This is a genomic window from Bacillus solitudinis (genome assembly GCF_002797395.1).
In the GTDB taxonomy this organism is placed as follows: Bacteria; Bacillota; Bacilli; order Bacillales; family Bacillaceae_D; genus Halalkalibacter_A; species Halalkalibacter_A solitudinis.
This window is the reverse complement of sequence record NZ_KZ454943.1, coordinates 2,578,992-2,596,144: the sequence shown is the minus strand read 5'-3', so window position 1 is coordinate 2,596,144 and position 17,153 is coordinate 2,578,992. Positions and strand designations below refer to the sequence as shown.

Here is a 17,153-nt window from a genome sequence, read left to right as displayed (position 1 = left end):
TAGAATGCCTATAGTTAACGCACAGTAAAAGCATGGTTGGAATGGAAATCTTTTCGAAAGGAAGTGCAGAATGGATAATGTACTATTAGCGCGTATGCTTTTCGGGTCATCTATGGCTTTCCATATTATTTTCGCTACATTAGGTGTTGGAATTACTCTAATGATTTTTTTAGCCGAACTTATGCGGGTTATTCGAAAAGATGAAGAGTATGGTCTACTCGCAAAAAGGTGGACGAAGGGGGTTGCGATCCTCCTCGGTGTGGCCATTCCATCAGGAACCATTGTTGGCGTCATGTTAACCTTGCTCTGGCCTGGTTACATGGAGATTGTTGGACAAGTAATTGCCCTCCCTTTCCAAATTGAAATTTTTGCTTTTTTCTTAGAGGCTTTATTTCTGTCTATCTATGTCTACGCTGCAGATCGACTCACCTCTACAATGAGAATTATCAGTGTGTTTTTCGTCGCATTAGGAGCAACAGCTTCTGCAGTTTTAATTACAGACGCACACGCATGGATGAACACGCCAAGAGGGTTTGATTATATTAACGGTCAAGTAAGTAATGTTCGACCATTAGAAGCCGTCTTCAATCCAAGCGTATATGTCACATCAATTCATGTCACTTCAAGCGCCTACTTAACAGGCGCATTCGTGTTAGCTGCTGTGGCTGCTTATAAACTATATCGCGGTGGGCTCGGTGAAAGAGAACTCTCTTATTACCGAAAAGGGTTAATGCTTTCTCTAGCTGTTGCTCTGGTTATGTCCTTATACACCGCGCTTAATGGTCATGACACAGCTGTTATGCTTCATGAAGAAATACCAATTAAACTAGCTGCTGCAGAAGGACTGTTTGAGACACAAAGCAACGCACCTCTAGCTATTATGGGTACCCCTGATCCTGAAGCAGGACGCGTTATCGGCGGGATTGAGATTCCAGGGCTACTTAGCTGGATTGCAACAGGGTCAACCGAGGGCGTTATAAAAGGACTAAACGACTTCCCTCGAGAGGAGTGGCCCCCTTTATACATCCACACCTTATTTAATGTAATGGTCGGCATTGGTAGTGCCCTTTTAGGGATAGCAGCAATTTCATGGGTATTTTGGTATCTTCGAAGAAAACAAAAGGTCCTTTTTCCACAATGGTTACTCGCTATCCTTGTTAGCTCCGGTCCTTTAGCAATGATTGGAGTTGAAACTGGGTGGATTTTTAGTTGTACCGGTAGACAACCTTGGACCATTCACGGGGTACAACTTACATCCGAAGCTGCTACACCTTCAGGAAATCTAGGTATGCTTCTTTTTTTATTTATGAGCTTATACCTTTTCTTACTTGTCCTAACAGGACTTGTGATGCATTTTTATTTCCAACGCAATCCTGTTTCAAAAGAGTTACAAACTTTGTCATAGAAAGGAGAATACATAATGAGTGATGTTTATATTGCAATAACCATTCTATGGGCATTCCTCTTTATTTATGCCGTGGCGGGATCAATTGATTTCGGCGCAGGCTTTTGGGCAATGTATTACAGGAAGCGAACTGATACAAAAGCAGCTAGTGTTGCAAATCGATACCTTTCTCCTTCGTGGGAAATAACTAATGTCTTTTTAGTTTTATTAGTTGTTGCTTTGGTTGGTTTTTTCCCTGGTGCAGCCTCTTCCTTAGGAACTCTTATGCTAGTCCCTTTTTGTCTGGTATTATTTCTTCTAACGATCCGTAGCGCCTTCATGGTTTACTCCTATACGGTTCAAAAATATACAAATATGCTTGTGATAATTTCAGGAGTGACCGGTCTGCTTATTCCGGCGCTACTTGTCAGTATTTTACCGGCTGCCATAGGGGGCTTTATAGAAACTGTTGGGGATAGGCAATACGTGCTTGTTAATCAACTATTTTCAAGTCCAACTTTCTATACACATTTAGGGTTTGGACTTAGTACTGAATTGTTTCTTTCCTCCTTACTATTAAGTGATTATGCACGAGAGGCTAATTCAGAAGAGACTTACTTAGTCTACCGACGCAACGCCATTATTCTCGGACCGATTACGCTATCTTTCGCTGTTGCTGCGATTATGACTTTGATTCCAGAGGCATTCTGGATGTTCGAAAATATGGCAAACGAATGGTTTTTATTCTCCTTATCATTGCTAGCTTTTGCAATTGGATATAGCGCCCTCTGGTGGCCCTCAAAACGATCTGGTGTCGGTCATCCAAGAATTGCTGTGTTGCTCATTGCTCTTCAATTTGGGCTAGCGAGCTTTGCCTACGGTTCTGCTCACATGCCTTACTTTCTTTATCCCGATGTGACACTTTATGATGCTTTTACAAATGAAACAATGTTTCATTCATTATTAATCGGTTACGGTGTAGGCATGGCCATTCTCGTTCCTATCTTCATTTGGTTCTGGCGTCTCTTCATGAAAGACAAGCGCTATTTAAGGCAAGAACCATCCCATTAAACTCACATAAAAGAAGAAGCAAGGAGTTAATCCTAGCTTCTTTTTACGTTAAACCGCTAAATAGCGACTAACCTCTTCTTCTACTAATTCCTCACCCTCATAGACGATGCGGCCTTTGTCAATAATATAAAAATAATCTGCGACACTCTTAGCAAAATCAAAACTTTGTTCAATCAGAAGAATCGAGGTTTCTTTTTTATTCTCCTTAATATCCTTTATTACATTTTGAATATCCGCTACAATATTAGGTTGAATTCCTTCAGTCGGTTCATCAAACAATAAGAACTTCGGGTCCGAGACAAGGGCCCGGGCAATCGCTAACTGCTGCTGTTGCCCCCCACTTAAGTCTCCACCATTTCGATCCTTCATTTCATGTAATACAGGAAAGTAGTCATAAATTGTAGGATCAATTGTTTTTTTCTTATCTTTTCTTGCTTCCAAACCAATTAAAATATTTTCATAAACTGTTAAATGACCAAAAATTTCTCGCCCCTGCGGAACATAACCGAATCCTCTTTTGGCACGAAATGTCGGATTCTTTTTTGTTATATCCTCATTATTATAGATAATTTGACCGTTCTTACTTGATAAAACCCCCATTATCGCTTTCATAAGCGTCGTTTTCCCTACACCATTTCTCCCCATCAGACAGACCACCTGACCCGGCTTTACTTCCATCGATACATCACGAATGACCACACTTTCGTCATATGCAATCTCAACCTGTTTTAATTGCAGCATTTTTGTCCTCTCCCTTACGACCGAGATAGACTTCCATTACTCGTTCATTTGTTTGTACTTCTTCCATCGTCCCCTCACACAACAACTGCCCACCGTGCATCACCGTAACTTTTTCAGAATACTTTCTTACAAAATCCATATCGTGCTCTACAACAATAATTGCACATTTTTGTTTTAATTTCAGAAGAAGTTCGCCTGTCTTTTCTTCCTCTTCTTCAGTCATTCCAGCAATCGGTTCATCAAGCATTAATAAATCAGGTTTTTGCATCATTACCATGCCAATTTCAAGCCATTGCTTCTGCCCGTGAGAGAGAAACCTCGCGTGAGATTCACTCTTTTCAGTCAACCCAATTAAGTTCAGCATTTCAAGAATTTGCTTTTCTTGTTCCGGTGTTGTTTTTGCTTTAAGAACACTAAACCAGCCTTTATCCTGCTTCATTGCCAGCTCAAGATTTTCCCACACAGTTAGGTTTCTAAAGATTGAAGGGGCCTGAAATTTCCTTCCAACTCCTTTTCTAACAATTTGAAATTCCTTAAACTTTGATAAATCATGTTTCTCCTTAAGGGTCACTGCCCCCTTACTATTTTTTGTTTTTCCGCATACAACATCAAGAAATGTAGTTTTCCCTGCACCATTTGGTCCAATCAAAAAATGTAATTCCCCATCGGTAATCTCAAAGGAAAAATCAGTAATTGCATAAAAGGCTCCAAAATTAACTGAAATTTGATTAGCTTGTAGGATGATTGACTTCTCGCTTTGCGACAACTGTACTTTGCTCATTCCCGTCACCCTTTCCCTTAAATTTATCAAGTAAACTCATTAATCCACCAGGTAAAAAGACCACCACAATTACAAACACTCCCCCTAAGAAATAAAGCCAAATATCTGGATAAGACTCACTAAAGAAGGTTTTTGCTAAGTTTGTTAATACCGCACCAATAATAGGCCCTACTAGCGTCCCTCTCCCCCCAATGGCTACCCATAATATCATTTCAATCGAAGGGACAATTCCCATCATCGTTGGAGAGATTATCCCAACTTGCATTACAAACAGCATACCCGCTAGTCCCGCGATACCCGCCGACAATGCAAAGATAAGCACTTTAAACATAGAAGTATCATAGCCTGAGAAACGAAGACGGTTTTCACCATCACGAATCGCAACCAGCGCCTTACCAAAACGACTATTCGTCAAACGGTAACAAAGGAAGAAAACAGCAATTAAAAAGCCAATGGTTATATAATAAATAGCTTTTTGAGTCGCAGGATTTGATAGAGCATAACCAAAAACGGTCGTAAAACCAGTTAAACCGTTTGTTCCACCTGTCACATCCTGTTGACTTACGATTAATGTCACTGTTACAATGACTAACGCTTGAGTCAAAATTGTAAAATATACATCTTTTATACGATTTCGGAAAGTGAAAAATCCTAGAACAGCAGCAAGAAACATTGGTACCATTACACCAGCTAATATCGCAATTAGTGGATTTTTTAGGAGAACCCAGAACCACGGTAATTCAGTGATTCCATTCCACACCATAAAATCCGGAACCCCTGATGATGCCTCCATTTTTAGATAAATAGCCATAATATAGGCACCTATACCAAAAAAGATTCCATGACCTAAGCTTAGTACCCCTGTATAGCCCCAAAGCAAATCAAGACCTATAACAAGAATAGCAAAAGCTAAGTATCTTCCTAATAAATTTATCCGAAAATCTGACAAGAAAAATGGTATTGCAACTAATATGATTATCATAACTAAAAATAGCCATTTTCGATTTATAAGATAATTCGCAACTGAAAATTTCATTTAAATCCTCCTTCCATCCATTAATCAAGTGAACGTGTTCTCATTGAAAACATTCCCGATGGACGCCATTGTAAAAATATAATAATAAGAGCAAAAATTAATACTTTTCCCATTGAAGCATCTGTCCAATACTCAAAAACGGTGTTTAATACACCAATGCCCATTGCACCGGCCACCGTTCCAACCAACATCCCTACCCCACCGACAACGACAACCATAAAGGCATCGACAATGTAATACGTACCAATTGTCGGTCCAATCGGTCCAATTAAAGTTAAAGCCGCACCTGCAACTCCTGCAATACCAGCCCCAATCGCAAATGTCGCCATATCAACTTTCCGCGAAGAAATACCAACACACATAGCCATTTCTCGATTTTGCATAACCGCACGAATTCTTCTTCCATTAGTAGTCTTATATAGATAAATTGCTAGAATACTAAAACATAAAATAACTAGAGCGATAATAAAAATTCTCGTATAAGGAAGAGTCAGTGACATGACCTGCATGCCCCCTTTTAAAAAGCTCGGACTCTCTACCCCAACATTCGGAGCCCCAAAAATTGATCGTGCCGTTTGTTGTAAAATTAATCCAACACCAAATGTGGCAAGTAAGCTATCTAGAGGTCTTCCATATAAATGACGAATAACCACATACTCCAATAACATCCCGATTAATGCCGCAATAATAAAAGCAAACGGAATAGCTAAGATAAAATAAAGATCAAATAGGTGAGGTGGTACATAGTTCGAAAAGATTTGCTGTACAATATACGTTGCATACGCACCAACCATAATGAGCTCACCGTGCGCCATATTGATTACTTTCATTAATCCAAATGTTATTGCCAACCCTAGTGCAATTAGTAATAGAATGGAACCCAAGCTTATTCCATTAAAAGCTTGCATAAACATCCCTTCCATAAAGTTCACATCCTTTGAATAATATAAAGGGAGGAAGAACCCTCCCTTATTCTCAATTTTCGTTACTGAGCTACAGAACTACTAATTCCACTTGCCCATTCATAGCCTTCTAGGAACGGGTCTGGTTTGACCGGATCACCAGAATCCCACACTTCATTAAATTGTCCCTCTGCTGTCACTTCACCAATACGAACCGTCTTATAGATATGTTGATTATCGCCATCAACTTTTACAGGACCACCTGGACCTTCAAATTCAATACCTGCTGCCGCAGCCTTTACAGCATCAACTTCTGTCGTGCCCGCTGCTTCAACAGCTAGCGCCCATAAATGCACCGCAAGATAGGCTGCTTCTATAGGGTCACCCGTCACACGTTCCTCGCCATATACTTCCTTATATTTCGCTACAAACGTTTCATTTTCAGGTGTTTCTGTTGTTTGATAGTAATTCCAGCTTGCATAATGTCCCTCTAATACATCCGCACCAATCCCACGAATCTCTTCTTCTGCAACACTTACAGATAGAACAGTCACATCATCTGACGTAATACCTGCATCAGAAAGTTGTTTAAAGAAGGCAACATTACTATCACCATTTAATGTATTAAAAATAACCTGTGGCTTCGAATCGCGAATTCTCGAAATAACTGTGTTGTAATCTGTATGGCCCATCGGCGTATATTGCTCATCCACTAAAGTCGCGCCATTTTCTTCAAGTTGAGCTTTAATAATTGCATTTGCAAGTCTAGGGAAAACATAATCTGAACCTAGTAAGAAAAACTCTGTTCCTTTATTTTCCAGCAACCAATCAACTGCAGGTACAATTTGTTGGTTTGGTGCAGCACCAGTGTAGAATATATTTGGCGAAGCTTCCATTCCTTCATATTGCACAGGATAGAACAGTAGACCATTATTTTCTTCAAATACTGGTAGCATCGCCTTCCGACTGGCTGATGTCCAACCACCAAAAACCACATCTACTTGATCTTGTTGAAGTAGCTTAGTAGCTCGTTCCGTAAAAGTCGGCCAATCAGAAGCACCGTCCTCAATTATGGGAACAAGTTCTTTTCCTAATACTCCTCCAGCAGCATTAATTTCCTCAATAGCTAGAAGTTCAGCATCTCTTAATGATGTTTCACTCATGGCCATCGTTCCACTTAATGAATGGAGAATACCAACTGCAATTTGTTCACTTTCATCAACTTCAACTTCCTCACCCGATTCAACTTCTACTTGATTCGAATCTTCTGTGGAACCACTTGTTGAATCAGTCACTCCTCCCCCACAAGCCACTAAAGCTAATAAGGACATTCCAACAACACTCATTTTCCAGTTACTTATTAATTTCTTCAAATACGTTACCCCCTGTTTTTTTGTTTCTTCTACATTTCAGAGAATACCAATTTTTTTTTAACATAACAGCATTGGTGTTACAAAACCTCACAAAATACTTCCTTACAAAGTTTGTAAGATAATATTCTTTATAAGTCACATACAGCTCACACCAATGATGTATTTTTAATACAGGTTTTAATTGCCATTTCATTTACCTAGTTAATCTTGACAGGCTCCCTTACCTTATCACGTCATAAAAGTTGACATATGTATTGAGAATTACTAAAGAGAAGTTTATATTAAAGAGAGTTCATTAAATTCTAATAAACTACAAGCTAATATGCACACGAGGTGATAATAGTTGAAACTAAATCCAGTAGAAAAAGAAAAGTTGTTTATATTTATGGCTGGGGAATTAGCCAAACAAAGAAAAGCAAATGGACTAAAACTTAATTACCCTGAGACAGTTGCGATGATTACATGCTTTGTTTTAGAAGGTGCCCGAGCTGGAAAAACAGTGGCAACTCTAATGAAAGAAGGAAAGCACGTGCTTTCATCAGATGATGTCATGGATGGTATTCCTGAAATGCTTGACGATATTCAGGTTGAAGCAACCTTTCCCGATGGAACAAAGTTAGTAACGATACATGACCCAATTCAATAGGAGAGATAGTTATGATACCAGGTGAAATTAAAACACCCAAAGGAGATATTATCCTAAACGAGGGCAGAAAGACAAAGTCTTTACGAGTAGCAAATACAGGAGACCGGCCTATACAAGTAGGTTCCCATTATCACTTTGCAGAAGTTAATCGGGAACTGGCATTTGAGCGTTCCAATGCTTATGGAATGAGACTTAACATTGCTGCTGGGACAGCAGTTAGGTTCGAACCAGGCGAGGAAAAATTGGTGGAACTCGTTGAAGTAGGTGGAAGCAAAGCCATTTATGGTTTAAATGGTCTTACCAATGGAGAACTAGAACAATTACGTACTTTATTTAATCAACGCGTAACAGAGCGACAGTTCAAAGGCGGTGAAAAGGCGAAATGAAACTAACTCGTGCACAATATGCAGCATTGTATGGTCCTACTGTGGGAGATAAAGTTCGTTTAGCGGATACAGACTTATGGCTTGAAGTGGAAAAAGACTTTACAGTATATGGAGATGAGTGTAAATTCGGAGGTGGAAAAGTTCTTCGCGATGGGATGGGACAAAGCGGCATACATACTCGTGATGAAGGTGTACTTGATTTAATTATCACTAATGCGACTATCCTTGATTACACTGGCATCATTAAAGCTGATATCGGAATTAAAGATGGTCGTATTGTCGGGATAGGTAAAGGCGGAAATCCAACAATGATGGACGGAGTCGACGATAATATGATTGTTGGGGCTTCGACAGAAGCTATTGCAGGAGAAGGTCACATTATTACCGCTGGTGGTATTGATGCTCACATCCATTTCATCAGCCCGCAACAAATTGATACTGCGATTTCTTCCGGTTTAACAACGATGATTGGTGGTGGTACCGGTCCCGCAACAGGAACAAAAGCTACAACATGTACACCTGGTTCTTGGAATATAAGTCGCATGCTTGAAGCCGCAGACTCCTTTCCTGTGAATATTGGTTATTTAGGAAAAGGGAATGGCTCTGCTCCTGGACCACTAAGAGAACAAGTTGAAGCCGGCGCTATCGGATTAAAGCTACATGAAGATTGGGGAACAACTCCAGCGGCTATACGAGCTTGTCTTGACGTTGCTGATGAAATGGATGTCCAAGTAGCGATCCATACGGACACATTAAACGAAGCTGGATTTGTTGAAGACACAATTGCGGCAATAGGTGACAGTGTTATCCATACATACCATACAGAAGGCGCAGGTGGAGGTCACGCACCTGATATTATGAAAATTGCAGCATTCCCAAATGTATTGCCTTCGTCAACGAATCCTACTCGCCCTTTTACGATAAATACGATTGATGAACATTTAGACATGCTAATGGTTTGTCACCATCTAGATCCACGTGTTCCTGAAGATGTTGCGTTTGCCGATTCACGTATTCGTCCGGAGACCATTGCGGCAGAGGACATTTTTCATGACTTGGGAATTCTTAGCATTATTTCCTCCGACTCGCAGGCGATGGGTCGAGTTGGTGAGGTTATTACGCGTACTTGGCAAACGGCCGATAAGATGAAGCAACAGTTCGGGGCTTTGAAAGAAGACGCTGAATACGATAATGATAACTTCCGACTTAAACGGTATGTCGCCAAATATACGATAAACCCTGCAATTACTCATGGTATTAGTCATGAGGTCGGGTCAATCGAAGTGGGAAAATTAGCTGATTTAGTGATTTGGGACCCTCGCTTTTTCGGGGTAAAGCCCGAAATAATTCTTAAAGGTGGATTAATTGCTCAATCTCAAATGGGCGATCCTAATGCTTCAATCCCTACCCCACAACCAGTGTTTCAACGCCCGATGTTTGGTAGTTTCGGAAAAGCTCGTCATTCTACTTCGATGACATTTCTCTCACAAGCTGCCTTTGATAAAGGTGTCCACCGGGATTTAGGTCTCCAAAAAATGATAGGGGTTGTAAAGAACTGTCGCAACATTGGAAAATCATCAATGAAGTTAAATGATGCGACTCCTACAATTGAGATTCATCCAGAAACATATGAAGTTAAAGTCGATGGAAATGTCGTTACATGCGAACCACTTGAAGTTGTATCAATGGCACAGCGCTATTTCTTATTTTAAGGAGGATGAACAATGCAATTAAACAAAGTTATCGGTAACATTGAAACGTTTAACGTCGGAAAGTCCACAATAGAGTGGGTTGAACTTGATTGGGAGGAATTAAATAAAAGAATTCTCCGTAAAAGAACTGACTGTAGTCGCGAAATTGCTATCGTGTTAGAGGAACAAGGACTTAAATACGGTGATATTCTATATCATGATGAGGCCACAACAATTGTTGTTCAAACAAAGCTTGAACCTGCCTTTGTGATCAAACCAAAAAACATGAATGAAATGGGAAAAGTGGCTTTTGAGCTTGGTAATCGTCACACTCCTTGTATTGTCGAAAACAACGAAATCATCGTACGTTATGACAAAACTTTAGAAGGTATTTTCAATGAAACGGGGGTTGAGTATGTTGAAACAGAAACACGATTCAACCAAGCCTTCAAATACAAAGGACACCACCATCACCACCACGATGAGCACGAAACAACTTCTTCAGCTCATGCACATAAATGATTCAGCATTTCCGATAGGGGCTTATACGCACTCATTTGGAATGGAAACATATATTCAACAAGACTTGATTCATAACAAAGAAACCCTTTTAAACTTTTGCCGAACGTTTCTCCATGAGAACTTAGCTTTTGGTGATGGTATTTTTGTAAAGGAAGTGTGGCAAACATTAGCTACCTCCTCTCATTTCAAGAGACTGTATGAGTTGGATGCAATTTGCCATTCCTTAAAGCTTGCAAAAGAATCCCGTCAAGGCAGTATCAAAATGGGAAGACAATTCCTCGGAACCGCTGCGCCGCTTTGTTCTTCTTCACTTCTGCACGAATGGAAAGCAGCGGTGAATGATAACCTGACGCATGGTCATCAGGCCGTTTCTTATGGGATTTATACCCATATCCAAGGAATCCCTTTGCAAATTGCCATTAGCAGTTTTCTCTATTCCTCGCTTGCAAATCTTATTCATAATGCAGTTCGAGCTGTCCCTCTAGGACAAACTGCAGGAGTACAAGCAATTGAGGAGATTTTAGAAGACTGTGAGCAAGTAGCCTTAGACATTGAAAATCGAACCATTGATGATATCGCTAACCAAGCGATAGGAATTGAACTTGCTTCCATGGAACATGAATTTTTATTTACAAGACTTTTCATTTCATAATTAAATGTATACAAATAGAAAGGATGTACGCTATGAAACCAGTTAGAATCGGAGTTGCTGGACCTGTTGGTTCCGGAAAAACAGCCCTAATTGAAAGATTAACACGTGTTATGAACGAAAATTATGAACTTGGTGTTATTACAAACGATATTTATACACAAGAAGATGCGCAATATTTAACAAAGCACGGCGTTTTAGAGCCAGAACGCATCATTGGTGTTGAAACAGGAGGATGCCCCCATACCGCTATTCGCGAAGATGCTTCCATGAATTTTGAAGCTATTCACGAGCTGAAAAAACGTTTTGATAACTTAGATATTATTTTTGTGGAAAGTGGCGGCGACAATCTTTCAGCTACATTTAGTCCTGAATTAGTGGATGGTTTCATCTATGTAATCGATGTTGCCGAGGGTCAAGACATTCCTAGAAAAGGCGGTCCGGGTGTGACACGATCGGATTTATTAGTAATCAACAAAATAGATCTTGCTCCTTATGTAGAAGTCGATCTTGATTTAATGAAATCAGATGCAACACGTGCTAGAAAGGAACGTCCCTTCGTATTTGCAAACCAGAAAAAAGGAACGGGCATCGACGAGATTATCAAATGGATTCAAACTCAGCTATTACTTGAAGACTTTGAACCCAGTGAACAACCTCTTTCATGAATAATGTGAAGCATCAAACACTTCAGGGTAAACTTGACCTGGAATTTGTATTAAAAAGAGGGAAAACACGACTGTTACATTGTCATCAAACGCCCCCTCTTCGGGTGAGTCGTGTGCTCTATTTAAACGATGAGGGGGAAGCAACCGTCTATTTAGTTGATACTTCTGGAGGTATGGTTAGTGGAGATAGAAACGCTATTCAAGTGAAAGTGGCTTCCTCCTCCACAGCTCATTTAGTTACTCAATCATCAACAAAAATCTACCCTTCACGTGCAAGTGGAGATTTAACCGAACAGACGATTGATTTAGCTGTCGACGATTTCGCTAGTCTATATTGGCATCCCGAAACAACTATTCCTTTTAAAGATGCACGATTCAAGCAAAAAATTACAGTTTCACTAAAACCTTCGTCAACGTTTTACTTTGCAGATATTCTTTCGCCTGGGCGTGAAAAACATGATGAAATGTTTAAATATGAGATGGTCGATACCTCGATAAAAATCGATTATAATGGGACTTGCATTGCTTACGATAGACAAAAGCTTCAACCCTCTTCGTTTTCGAAAAAGCAACTCGGCTTACTTGATGATTGTTCTTATTTTGGGAGCGCTTGGTTTATTAGTCCAACCCCTATAGATTCGCTCCGTTCCTTGCAAGAACAAATGCCCGTTCTTCCAGGTGTACGATTTTCGGTAACAGAGCTTGATCCTGTCGGACTCCACGCCAGGTGGTTAAGCAAAGATTTATGTCTCGTGAAGGAAAGTATGAGTGCTTTTTATGAACTAATCAACATTGAAGCTTTCTCAAAGAGCCAAAAATAAAATACAATGGTTCGATGCACATTGCTAAAAAATGGTGTCTCAAGGGTTAATAAACCACAGGGACACCATTTTTATATTATTATTATTTACTTAGATGTTGTATATAAGGTGTAATATCAAGCTGCAATCCTTCTGCTAAGCTTTTTCCTAACCCCTCATCTGCACGATAAAAGTTACAAATAGCGAGAAGCTGCGTTTGCTCAGCCACAACTTGAAGGTCATTTGTCAAATTCTTAACAAGTGCATCTTGGGCTTCTTTTGTATAGCTACGATAAATTTTTCCTGCCTGCCCAAAATCATTTGTCTTTTCGACTTTTTGTCTTCCTGCTACTCCTGTGATAGGCATTTGTGGATCCATATATGCACCATCTTCTTTTGGTGTATTCTCATATCTATTAGGCTCATAGTTGATACTACCTGTTTGTTGCTTAAAGGCCATCGCACCATCACGTTGATTATTATTAACTTGTGCAAAGGGGCAATTAATCGGTAATTGCAAGTAATTTGGTCCGACACGATAGCGCTGAGTATCTGAGTACGAGAACAAACGCCCTTGTAATAATTTATCCTCAGAAGGTTCAATTCCTGGTACAACTACTCCTGGGTTAAAACCAACCTGCTCTGTTTCGGCAAACACATTTTCTGGATTTTTATTTAATGTCATTGTTCCAACATGCTGATAAGGAATATCCTCTTCTAACCAATCCTTTGTTGCATCTAACGGATCAAAATCAAAGTTATCCATATCAGCAGGGTCTAGTATTTGAACGAATAAATCCCATTCTGGATAATCCCCTTTATCAATCGCTTCAATTAAATCTCTCGTTGCATGGTTAAAATCATGAGCTTGAATTTCAGCCGCTTCTTCCATTGACAAATTCTTAACTCCTTGCTTAGGCACCCAACGGAATTTAGCGTAAACGGTATTACCAAAGTCATTAATTAACTTTAAAGCATGCACACTCGATCCCCTCATATGGCGGTAATTCGCCGGGATACCTTCATCGGTAAATAAATGAAGAAGCATATTTGTAGATTCCGGTGTTAAAGACATAAAGTCCCAATACCTATCAGGGTCTTGCATATTCGTACTAGGGTCCGGCTTAAGAGAATGTACCATATCAGGGAACTTCATCGCATCACGAATAAAGAATACTGGTAGATTGTTACCTACAACGTCCCAGTTGCCTTCTTCTGTATAGAACTTAATTGCAAATCCGCGCGGATCACGCAATGTCTCAGGAGAATGCTGGCCATGAATAACTGTTGAAAAACGAACAAATACAGGTGTTTCTTTTCCTTCTTGGAATAAGTCCGCTTTCGTAAAACGTTTTAAGCTATTTTTCACTTTAAATACACCATGAGCTCCTGTACCACGCGCATGGACTACACGCTCAGGAATGCGTTCACGGTCAAAATGTGCTAGTTTCTCAATTAGTTGGTAATCTTCTAGAAGTGTCGGCCCCCGTTGACCAGCAGTACGAGAGTTTTGGTTGTCGGAAATTGGAACACCTTGATTTGTAGTTAATCTGTTCATAGTATTAAATCCTCCCTATTTGGTTTTCACTCAAACTATTACTTTATGATTAAGATAACCCCTATTTAAATGTATATTATCTACCTGACTTTTTTAGTTATTAGAATTTGTTTCTTTTTCTAAAACACGATTTACGCGTTTTCTGAGCATTTCCATCCCACTACCACCAGCTTGAAAATGACGGAGCTTGCCTTCAGTATCGAACACATAATAAGCAGGAACATATTTATTCTCAAAAGCATCAGTAAGTTTATGCTCACTATCCACGAAAATCGGTTGAAGAATATCATGACCTTGAGCCATTGCTTCGATAACTGCCATATCCAAATCCTTTTCTGAACGAGGCATATGTACAGCTATCACATTTAGTTCATCTTCATATTCATCACGAAACTCATTAATTTCAGGCATTGCCTCTTTGCAAAGTCCGCAGCTAACAGACCAGAAATGAAACAATGTCGCCTTTCCACTTGCAAGAAGCTCTCCCTTTGTTACTTCTTCATTTAACCATTTCGTTGCTCCATCTAATGCTGGCATTTCTTCACGCAGTCTCATTGGTTTCACCACTCCTATACTATATGTATTTTTCATTACCTCTTTAATAGCTTATTTATAATTATTATTAGTTGATTACGTTTATTATTGTACATAGCAGTAATTTCAAAGTCAATAGTTATTAATAATAATTTTAAATAAACAATTAAAGTAAATAAAAAAAGGGATGTCCCAAAAGACAAGCGCCTCGGGAGATCCCTACTTAAACAAACGTTTATTTATATATCTTTCGTAGTAATTTTATTGCAAATCTTATAGCAGGTCTATCAAATGCAATCGTTTGGTTGAGAATGCTTTTCCGCAGTAAAAATGTCTAAAAGCTCTCTTAGAGCCAGCCCCCAACCCCTCCAAACGGCAACTTCAGTATAAAAATAAAACTGGATTATTAATCCAGCCTTCACCAAAGGATAAACCATCGATAATTTCGCCTTCTACTTTCTAGTTCTCCGAAAAAACCAATAGAGCTAATGGGTTGGTTAATAAACTTTCCCCAAGCTCATGACCTACCTAGTTATTTTTAACACTCCGGTATTTTTAGTATGCTATGTATACATGATAATCATGTGTTATTCATTACTTCCTACCATAGTCAGCCTTGATTTCTCCCCATTTCTCTGTTTGCCATTTCAAGACTGGATTCGAATACGTATTCGTTTGTAGCCATTTTTCTGCCCGATCCATTAATGACCAGATATACGCTGTTTGTTCACTTCTTTCAAGTGTAGATTTTGCCTTCTTTTGCTTTACCCATTTTATAGCAGTTATTGAATCTGAATAAATCGGCTTTTCACTACCTTGCTTCTTCAAGTATGCAAGTCCGTGAACAATTGCTAAAAATTCACCCATGTTATTCGTGCCAATATGGATTTCATCATGCGAAAACAAAATTTCTCCTGTTTTTGTATGGACTCCCTTATATTCAACAATTCCCGGATTTCCACGGCACCCCACATCAACAGAGATACTATCCCATTGCACTTCTTCAATTATTGAATCATTATCAACATTTCTTTTAGTTACTCCATTCTTACGGGGTGATAACATCTTTCCTTCTTCAAAAGCACTCTTTGCTTCCCTTTCTGAAGGAAATGATTTAAACTTCGCTCCGGTAAATCCCTTTACTTGAGCTTCACACTCTGCCCAGGTGGTGAAAATCCCTTTTTTTCGCCCATTCCAAACAACATAATATTTCTTAGCCACACTAGCACCTTCTTCGTATAAGTTTTCTATCTAAAGAGATAGTAACAATGAATCGATTTTTAAACAATAAAGAGGAGGCAAATTACATGACGAGACGTAAACAAACTAATAAAGCACTAACAAATAACCAAACACCGACAGAAAGTATGTTCAATGAACATGTGGCAAGCGAAATGATTGATAACGGTAGTAATAAATCGAATAACAAAAAGAAAAAATAAAAATAGGGATATCTCGAGAAAAGAATTACTTTTGAGATATCCCTTATTATGTATAAATCTCCGAAAACCCTCCCAAAATGATAAAAAGATAGGAGGGACGAGAATGAATATCACCATTAATCGAAAGCGCTCAATTAAAGAACCCGGTGATTTAATTTCGACCAAAACGAATAAGTTGTTTGCAATTATCGAAGACCGTGGTGAGAAGTATCCCTTTCACTTATTATGCCTTGAGAACTTCACTATTATTGAAAGTTATGATTCACTTCCTTCAAATCAGGAAATTGAAGAGGACATTGGTGAAAAACTAGATGGTATCTATCAGCACCGTGATTCTCACATTACATTAAACTAATGCTATGCATCATTTGTTTGAAGCGCTAACTCTCAACTAAAAGAGGGATGATCATAAAAAGGGGTTGTGTCATAAGACCTTATGACACAACCCCTTTACAATGTAGCGAACCATCTCTTTATATACTTTTAGGAATTCACCTTTGGCCATTACTCATTTTGAGAAGATTGCTCTGCTTCAATCTCTAGTCCTTCATACCAATCATCCAGAACCTTTGCATCTAATACTCTTGATTCAATATAAGCAATTTGTTTTTCAAGAAATGAAGATTTCCAATCAAATTGTAAATCTGAAACAATACGTACAACAGTTAATAGCTCTTGCCACGCTACATAACGTTTATACCAAAAAAACTGAGGTTGTTCGGTCATATATGGATACAAGTCATCAAACTCTGTATGTTTACAATCAATGGTTCGCTCAAATTGACGTTTTGCGGCGGCCAGTTGCTCTTCAAAGTACGATTGCATTTTACTTTCTTCCATAAACGTTCCCCTCCTAAAGACAAGCATTTTTATTCGTTTATCTATTTTGTTTCTAAGTATATGATAACACGTCTTGTAATCATTCAAAACGATTATGTTTCAGAAGTTTTTGTTATATTATTTTAATCT

20 protein-coding genes are annotated in these 17,153 nt (G+C 39.1%); 11 read left to right on the top strand and 9 right to left on the bottom strand.

Annotated features, from left to right (window positions below; all coding sequences use genetic code 11):
- Window positions 1-70: 70 nt before the first annotated feature.
- Both CEF19_RS12545 and CEF19_RS12540 read left to right on the top strand, forming a co-directional pair.
- Window positions 71-1,405, top strand: coding sequence for a cytochrome ubiquinol oxidase subunit I (locus CEF19_RS12545; RefSeq protein ID WP_100406369.1), 1,335 nt, complete (start codon window positions 71-73; stop codon window positions 1,403-1,405).
- A gap of 15 nt (window positions 1,406-1,420) precedes the next feature.
- Window positions 1,421-2,455, top strand: coding sequence for a cytochrome d ubiquinol oxidase subunit II (locus CEF19_RS12540; RefSeq protein WP_100406368.1), 1,035 nt, complete (start codon window positions 1,421-1,423; stop codon window positions 2,453-2,455).
- A gap of 48 nt (window positions 2,456-2,503) precedes the next feature.
- On the opposite strand, the gene urtE is transcribed toward CEF19_RS12540, so the two are convergent.
- The 5 genes from urtE to urtA all read right to left on the bottom strand — a co-directional run bounded on the left by urtE (window position 2,504) and on the right by urtA (window position 7,261).
- Entirely contained in the window at window positions 2,504-3,196 is a 693-nt protein-coding gene (urtE, locus tag CEF19_RS12535; RefSeq protein ID WP_100406367.1) for an urea ABC transporter ATP-binding subunit UrtE, read from the bottom strand.
- Window positions 3,174-3,977 carry an urea ABC transporter ATP-binding protein UrtD gene (urtD, locus tag CEF19_RS12530; protein ID WP_100406366.1) on the bottom strand — a complete coding sequence of 268 codons (804 nt, stop codon included), beginning with the start codon at window positions 3,975-3,977 and terminating at the stop codon, window positions 3,174-3,176. Before urtD ends, urtE begins: the two co-directional genes overlap by 23 nt.
- On the bottom strand, window positions 3,925-5,013 hold the full coding sequence (urtC, locus tag CEF19_RS12525) for an urea ABC transporter permease subunit UrtC (RefSeq protein WP_100406365.1): 1,089 nt from the start codon (window positions 5,011-5,013) through the stop codon (window positions 3,925-3,927). The genes urtD and urtC overlap by 53 nt, the downstream gene beginning before the upstream one ends.
- A 20-nt stretch (window positions 5,014-5,033) precedes the next feature.
- Window positions 5,034-5,936, bottom strand: a complete 903-nt coding sequence (gene urtB / locus CEF19_RS12520) for an urea ABC transporter permease subunit UrtB (protein ID WP_100406364.1) — start codon at window positions 5,934-5,936, stop codon at window positions 5,034-5,036.
- A 62-nt stretch (window positions 5,937-5,998) separates the two neighbouring features.
- The gene (gene urtA / locus CEF19_RS12515; protein WP_100408298.1) at window positions 5,999-7,261 is read right to left on the bottom strand and encodes an urea ABC transporter substrate-binding protein; all 1,263 of its coding nucleotides are present in this window, start codon (window positions 7,259-7,261) and stop codon (window positions 5,999-6,001) included.
- A gap of 370 nt (window positions 7,262-7,631) precedes the next feature.
- Here urtA and ureA point away from each other — a divergent pair, with 370 nt between their 5' ends.
- The 7 genes from ureA (at window position 7,632) to CEF19_RS12475 (ending at window position 12,671) form a co-directional block, all read left to right on the top strand.
- Entirely contained in the window at window positions 7,632-7,934 is a 303-nt protein-coding gene (gene ureA, locus CEF19_RS12505; protein ID WP_100406362.1) for an urease subunit gamma, read from the top strand.
- Window positions 7,935-7,945: 11 nt separating this feature from the next.
- Window positions 7,946-8,320: an urease subunit beta gene (gene ureB / locus CEF19_RS12500; RefSeq protein ID WP_100406361.1), complete on the top strand. Its 375-nt coding sequence runs from the start codon at window positions 7,946-7,948 to the stop codon at window positions 8,318-8,320.
- The gene (gene ureC, locus CEF19_RS12495; RefSeq protein ID WP_100406360.1) at window positions 8,317-10,032 is read left to right on the top strand and encodes an urease subunit alpha; all 1,716 of its coding nucleotides are present in this window, start codon (window positions 8,317-8,319) and stop codon (window positions 10,030-10,032) included. The genes ureB and ureC overlap by 4 nt, the downstream gene beginning before the upstream one ends.
- A 12-nt stretch (window positions 10,033-10,044) precedes the next feature.
- The gene (locus CEF19_RS12490; protein ID WP_100406359.1) at window positions 10,045-10,533 is read left to right on the top strand and encodes an urease accessory protein UreE; all 489 of its coding nucleotides are present in this window, start codon (window positions 10,045-10,047) and stop codon (window positions 10,531-10,533) included.
- Window positions 10,427-11,185, top strand: a complete 759-nt coding sequence (locus CEF19_RS12485) for an urease accessory protein UreF (protein ID WP_227521978.1) — start codon at window positions 10,427-10,429, stop codon at window positions 11,183-11,185. Before CEF19_RS12490 ends, CEF19_RS12485 begins: the two co-directional genes overlap by 107 nt.
- A 32-nt stretch (window positions 11,186-11,217) precedes the next feature.
- Window positions 11,218-11,850 (top strand): urease accessory protein UreG, encoded by a 633-nt coding sequence (ureG, locus tag CEF19_RS12480; protein ID WP_100406357.1) that lies wholly within the window; start codon window positions 11,218-11,220, stop codon window positions 11,848-11,850.
- A gap of 113 nt (window positions 11,851-11,963) precedes the next feature.
- Window positions 11,964-12,671 carry an urease accessory protein UreD gene (locus CEF19_RS12475; protein ID WP_157800957.1) on the top strand — a complete coding sequence of 236 codons (708 nt, stop codon included), beginning with the start codon at window positions 11,964-11,966 and terminating at the stop codon, window positions 12,669-12,671.
- A gap of 82 nt (window positions 12,672-12,753) precedes the next feature.
- Here CEF19_RS12475 and CEF19_RS12470 read toward each other — a convergent pair whose 3' ends face one another.
- The 3 genes from CEF19_RS12470 to rnhA form a co-directional block, all read right to left on the bottom strand.
- Window positions 12,754-14,208, bottom strand: coding sequence for a catalase (locus CEF19_RS12470; RefSeq protein ID WP_100406355.1), 1,455 nt, complete (start codon window positions 14,206-14,208; stop codon window positions 12,754-12,756).
- Window positions 14,209-14,301: 93 nt separating this feature from the next.
- The gene (locus CEF19_RS12465) at window positions 14,302-14,763 is read right to left on the bottom strand and encodes a TlpA family protein disulfide reductase (protein ID WP_100406354.1); all 462 of its coding nucleotides are present in this window, start codon (window positions 14,761-14,763) and stop codon (window positions 14,302-14,304) included.
- Between the two features lie 573 nt (window positions 14,764-15,336).
- Window positions 15,337-15,963, bottom strand: a complete 627-nt coding sequence (gene rnhA / locus CEF19_RS12460) for a ribonuclease H (protein ID WP_100406353.1) — start codon at window positions 15,961-15,963, stop codon at window positions 15,337-15,339.
- An 86-nt stretch (window positions 15,964-16,049) separates the two neighbouring features.
- On the opposite strand from rnhA, the gene CEF19_RS23975 reads away from it, so the two are divergent.
- Window positions 16,050-16,184: a hypothetical protein gene (locus tag CEF19_RS23975; protein ID WP_264755134.1), complete on the top strand. Its 135-nt coding sequence runs from the start codon at window positions 16,050-16,052 to the stop codon at window positions 16,182-16,184.
- A 103-nt stretch (window positions 16,185-16,287) separates the two neighbouring features.
- Entirely contained in the window at window positions 16,288-16,539 is a 252-nt protein-coding gene (locus tag CEF19_RS12455) for a hypothetical protein (RefSeq protein WP_100406352.1), read from the top strand.
- 149 nt (window positions 16,540-16,688) lie between these two features.
- Here the strand turns inward: CEF19_RS12455 and CEF19_RS12450 are convergent, their stop codons facing one another.
- Window positions 16,689-17,024, bottom strand: coding sequence for a hypothetical protein (locus tag CEF19_RS12450; protein WP_100406351.1), 336 nt, complete (start codon window positions 17,022-17,024; stop codon window positions 16,689-16,691).
- Window positions 17,025-17,153: the final 129 nt, after the last annotated feature.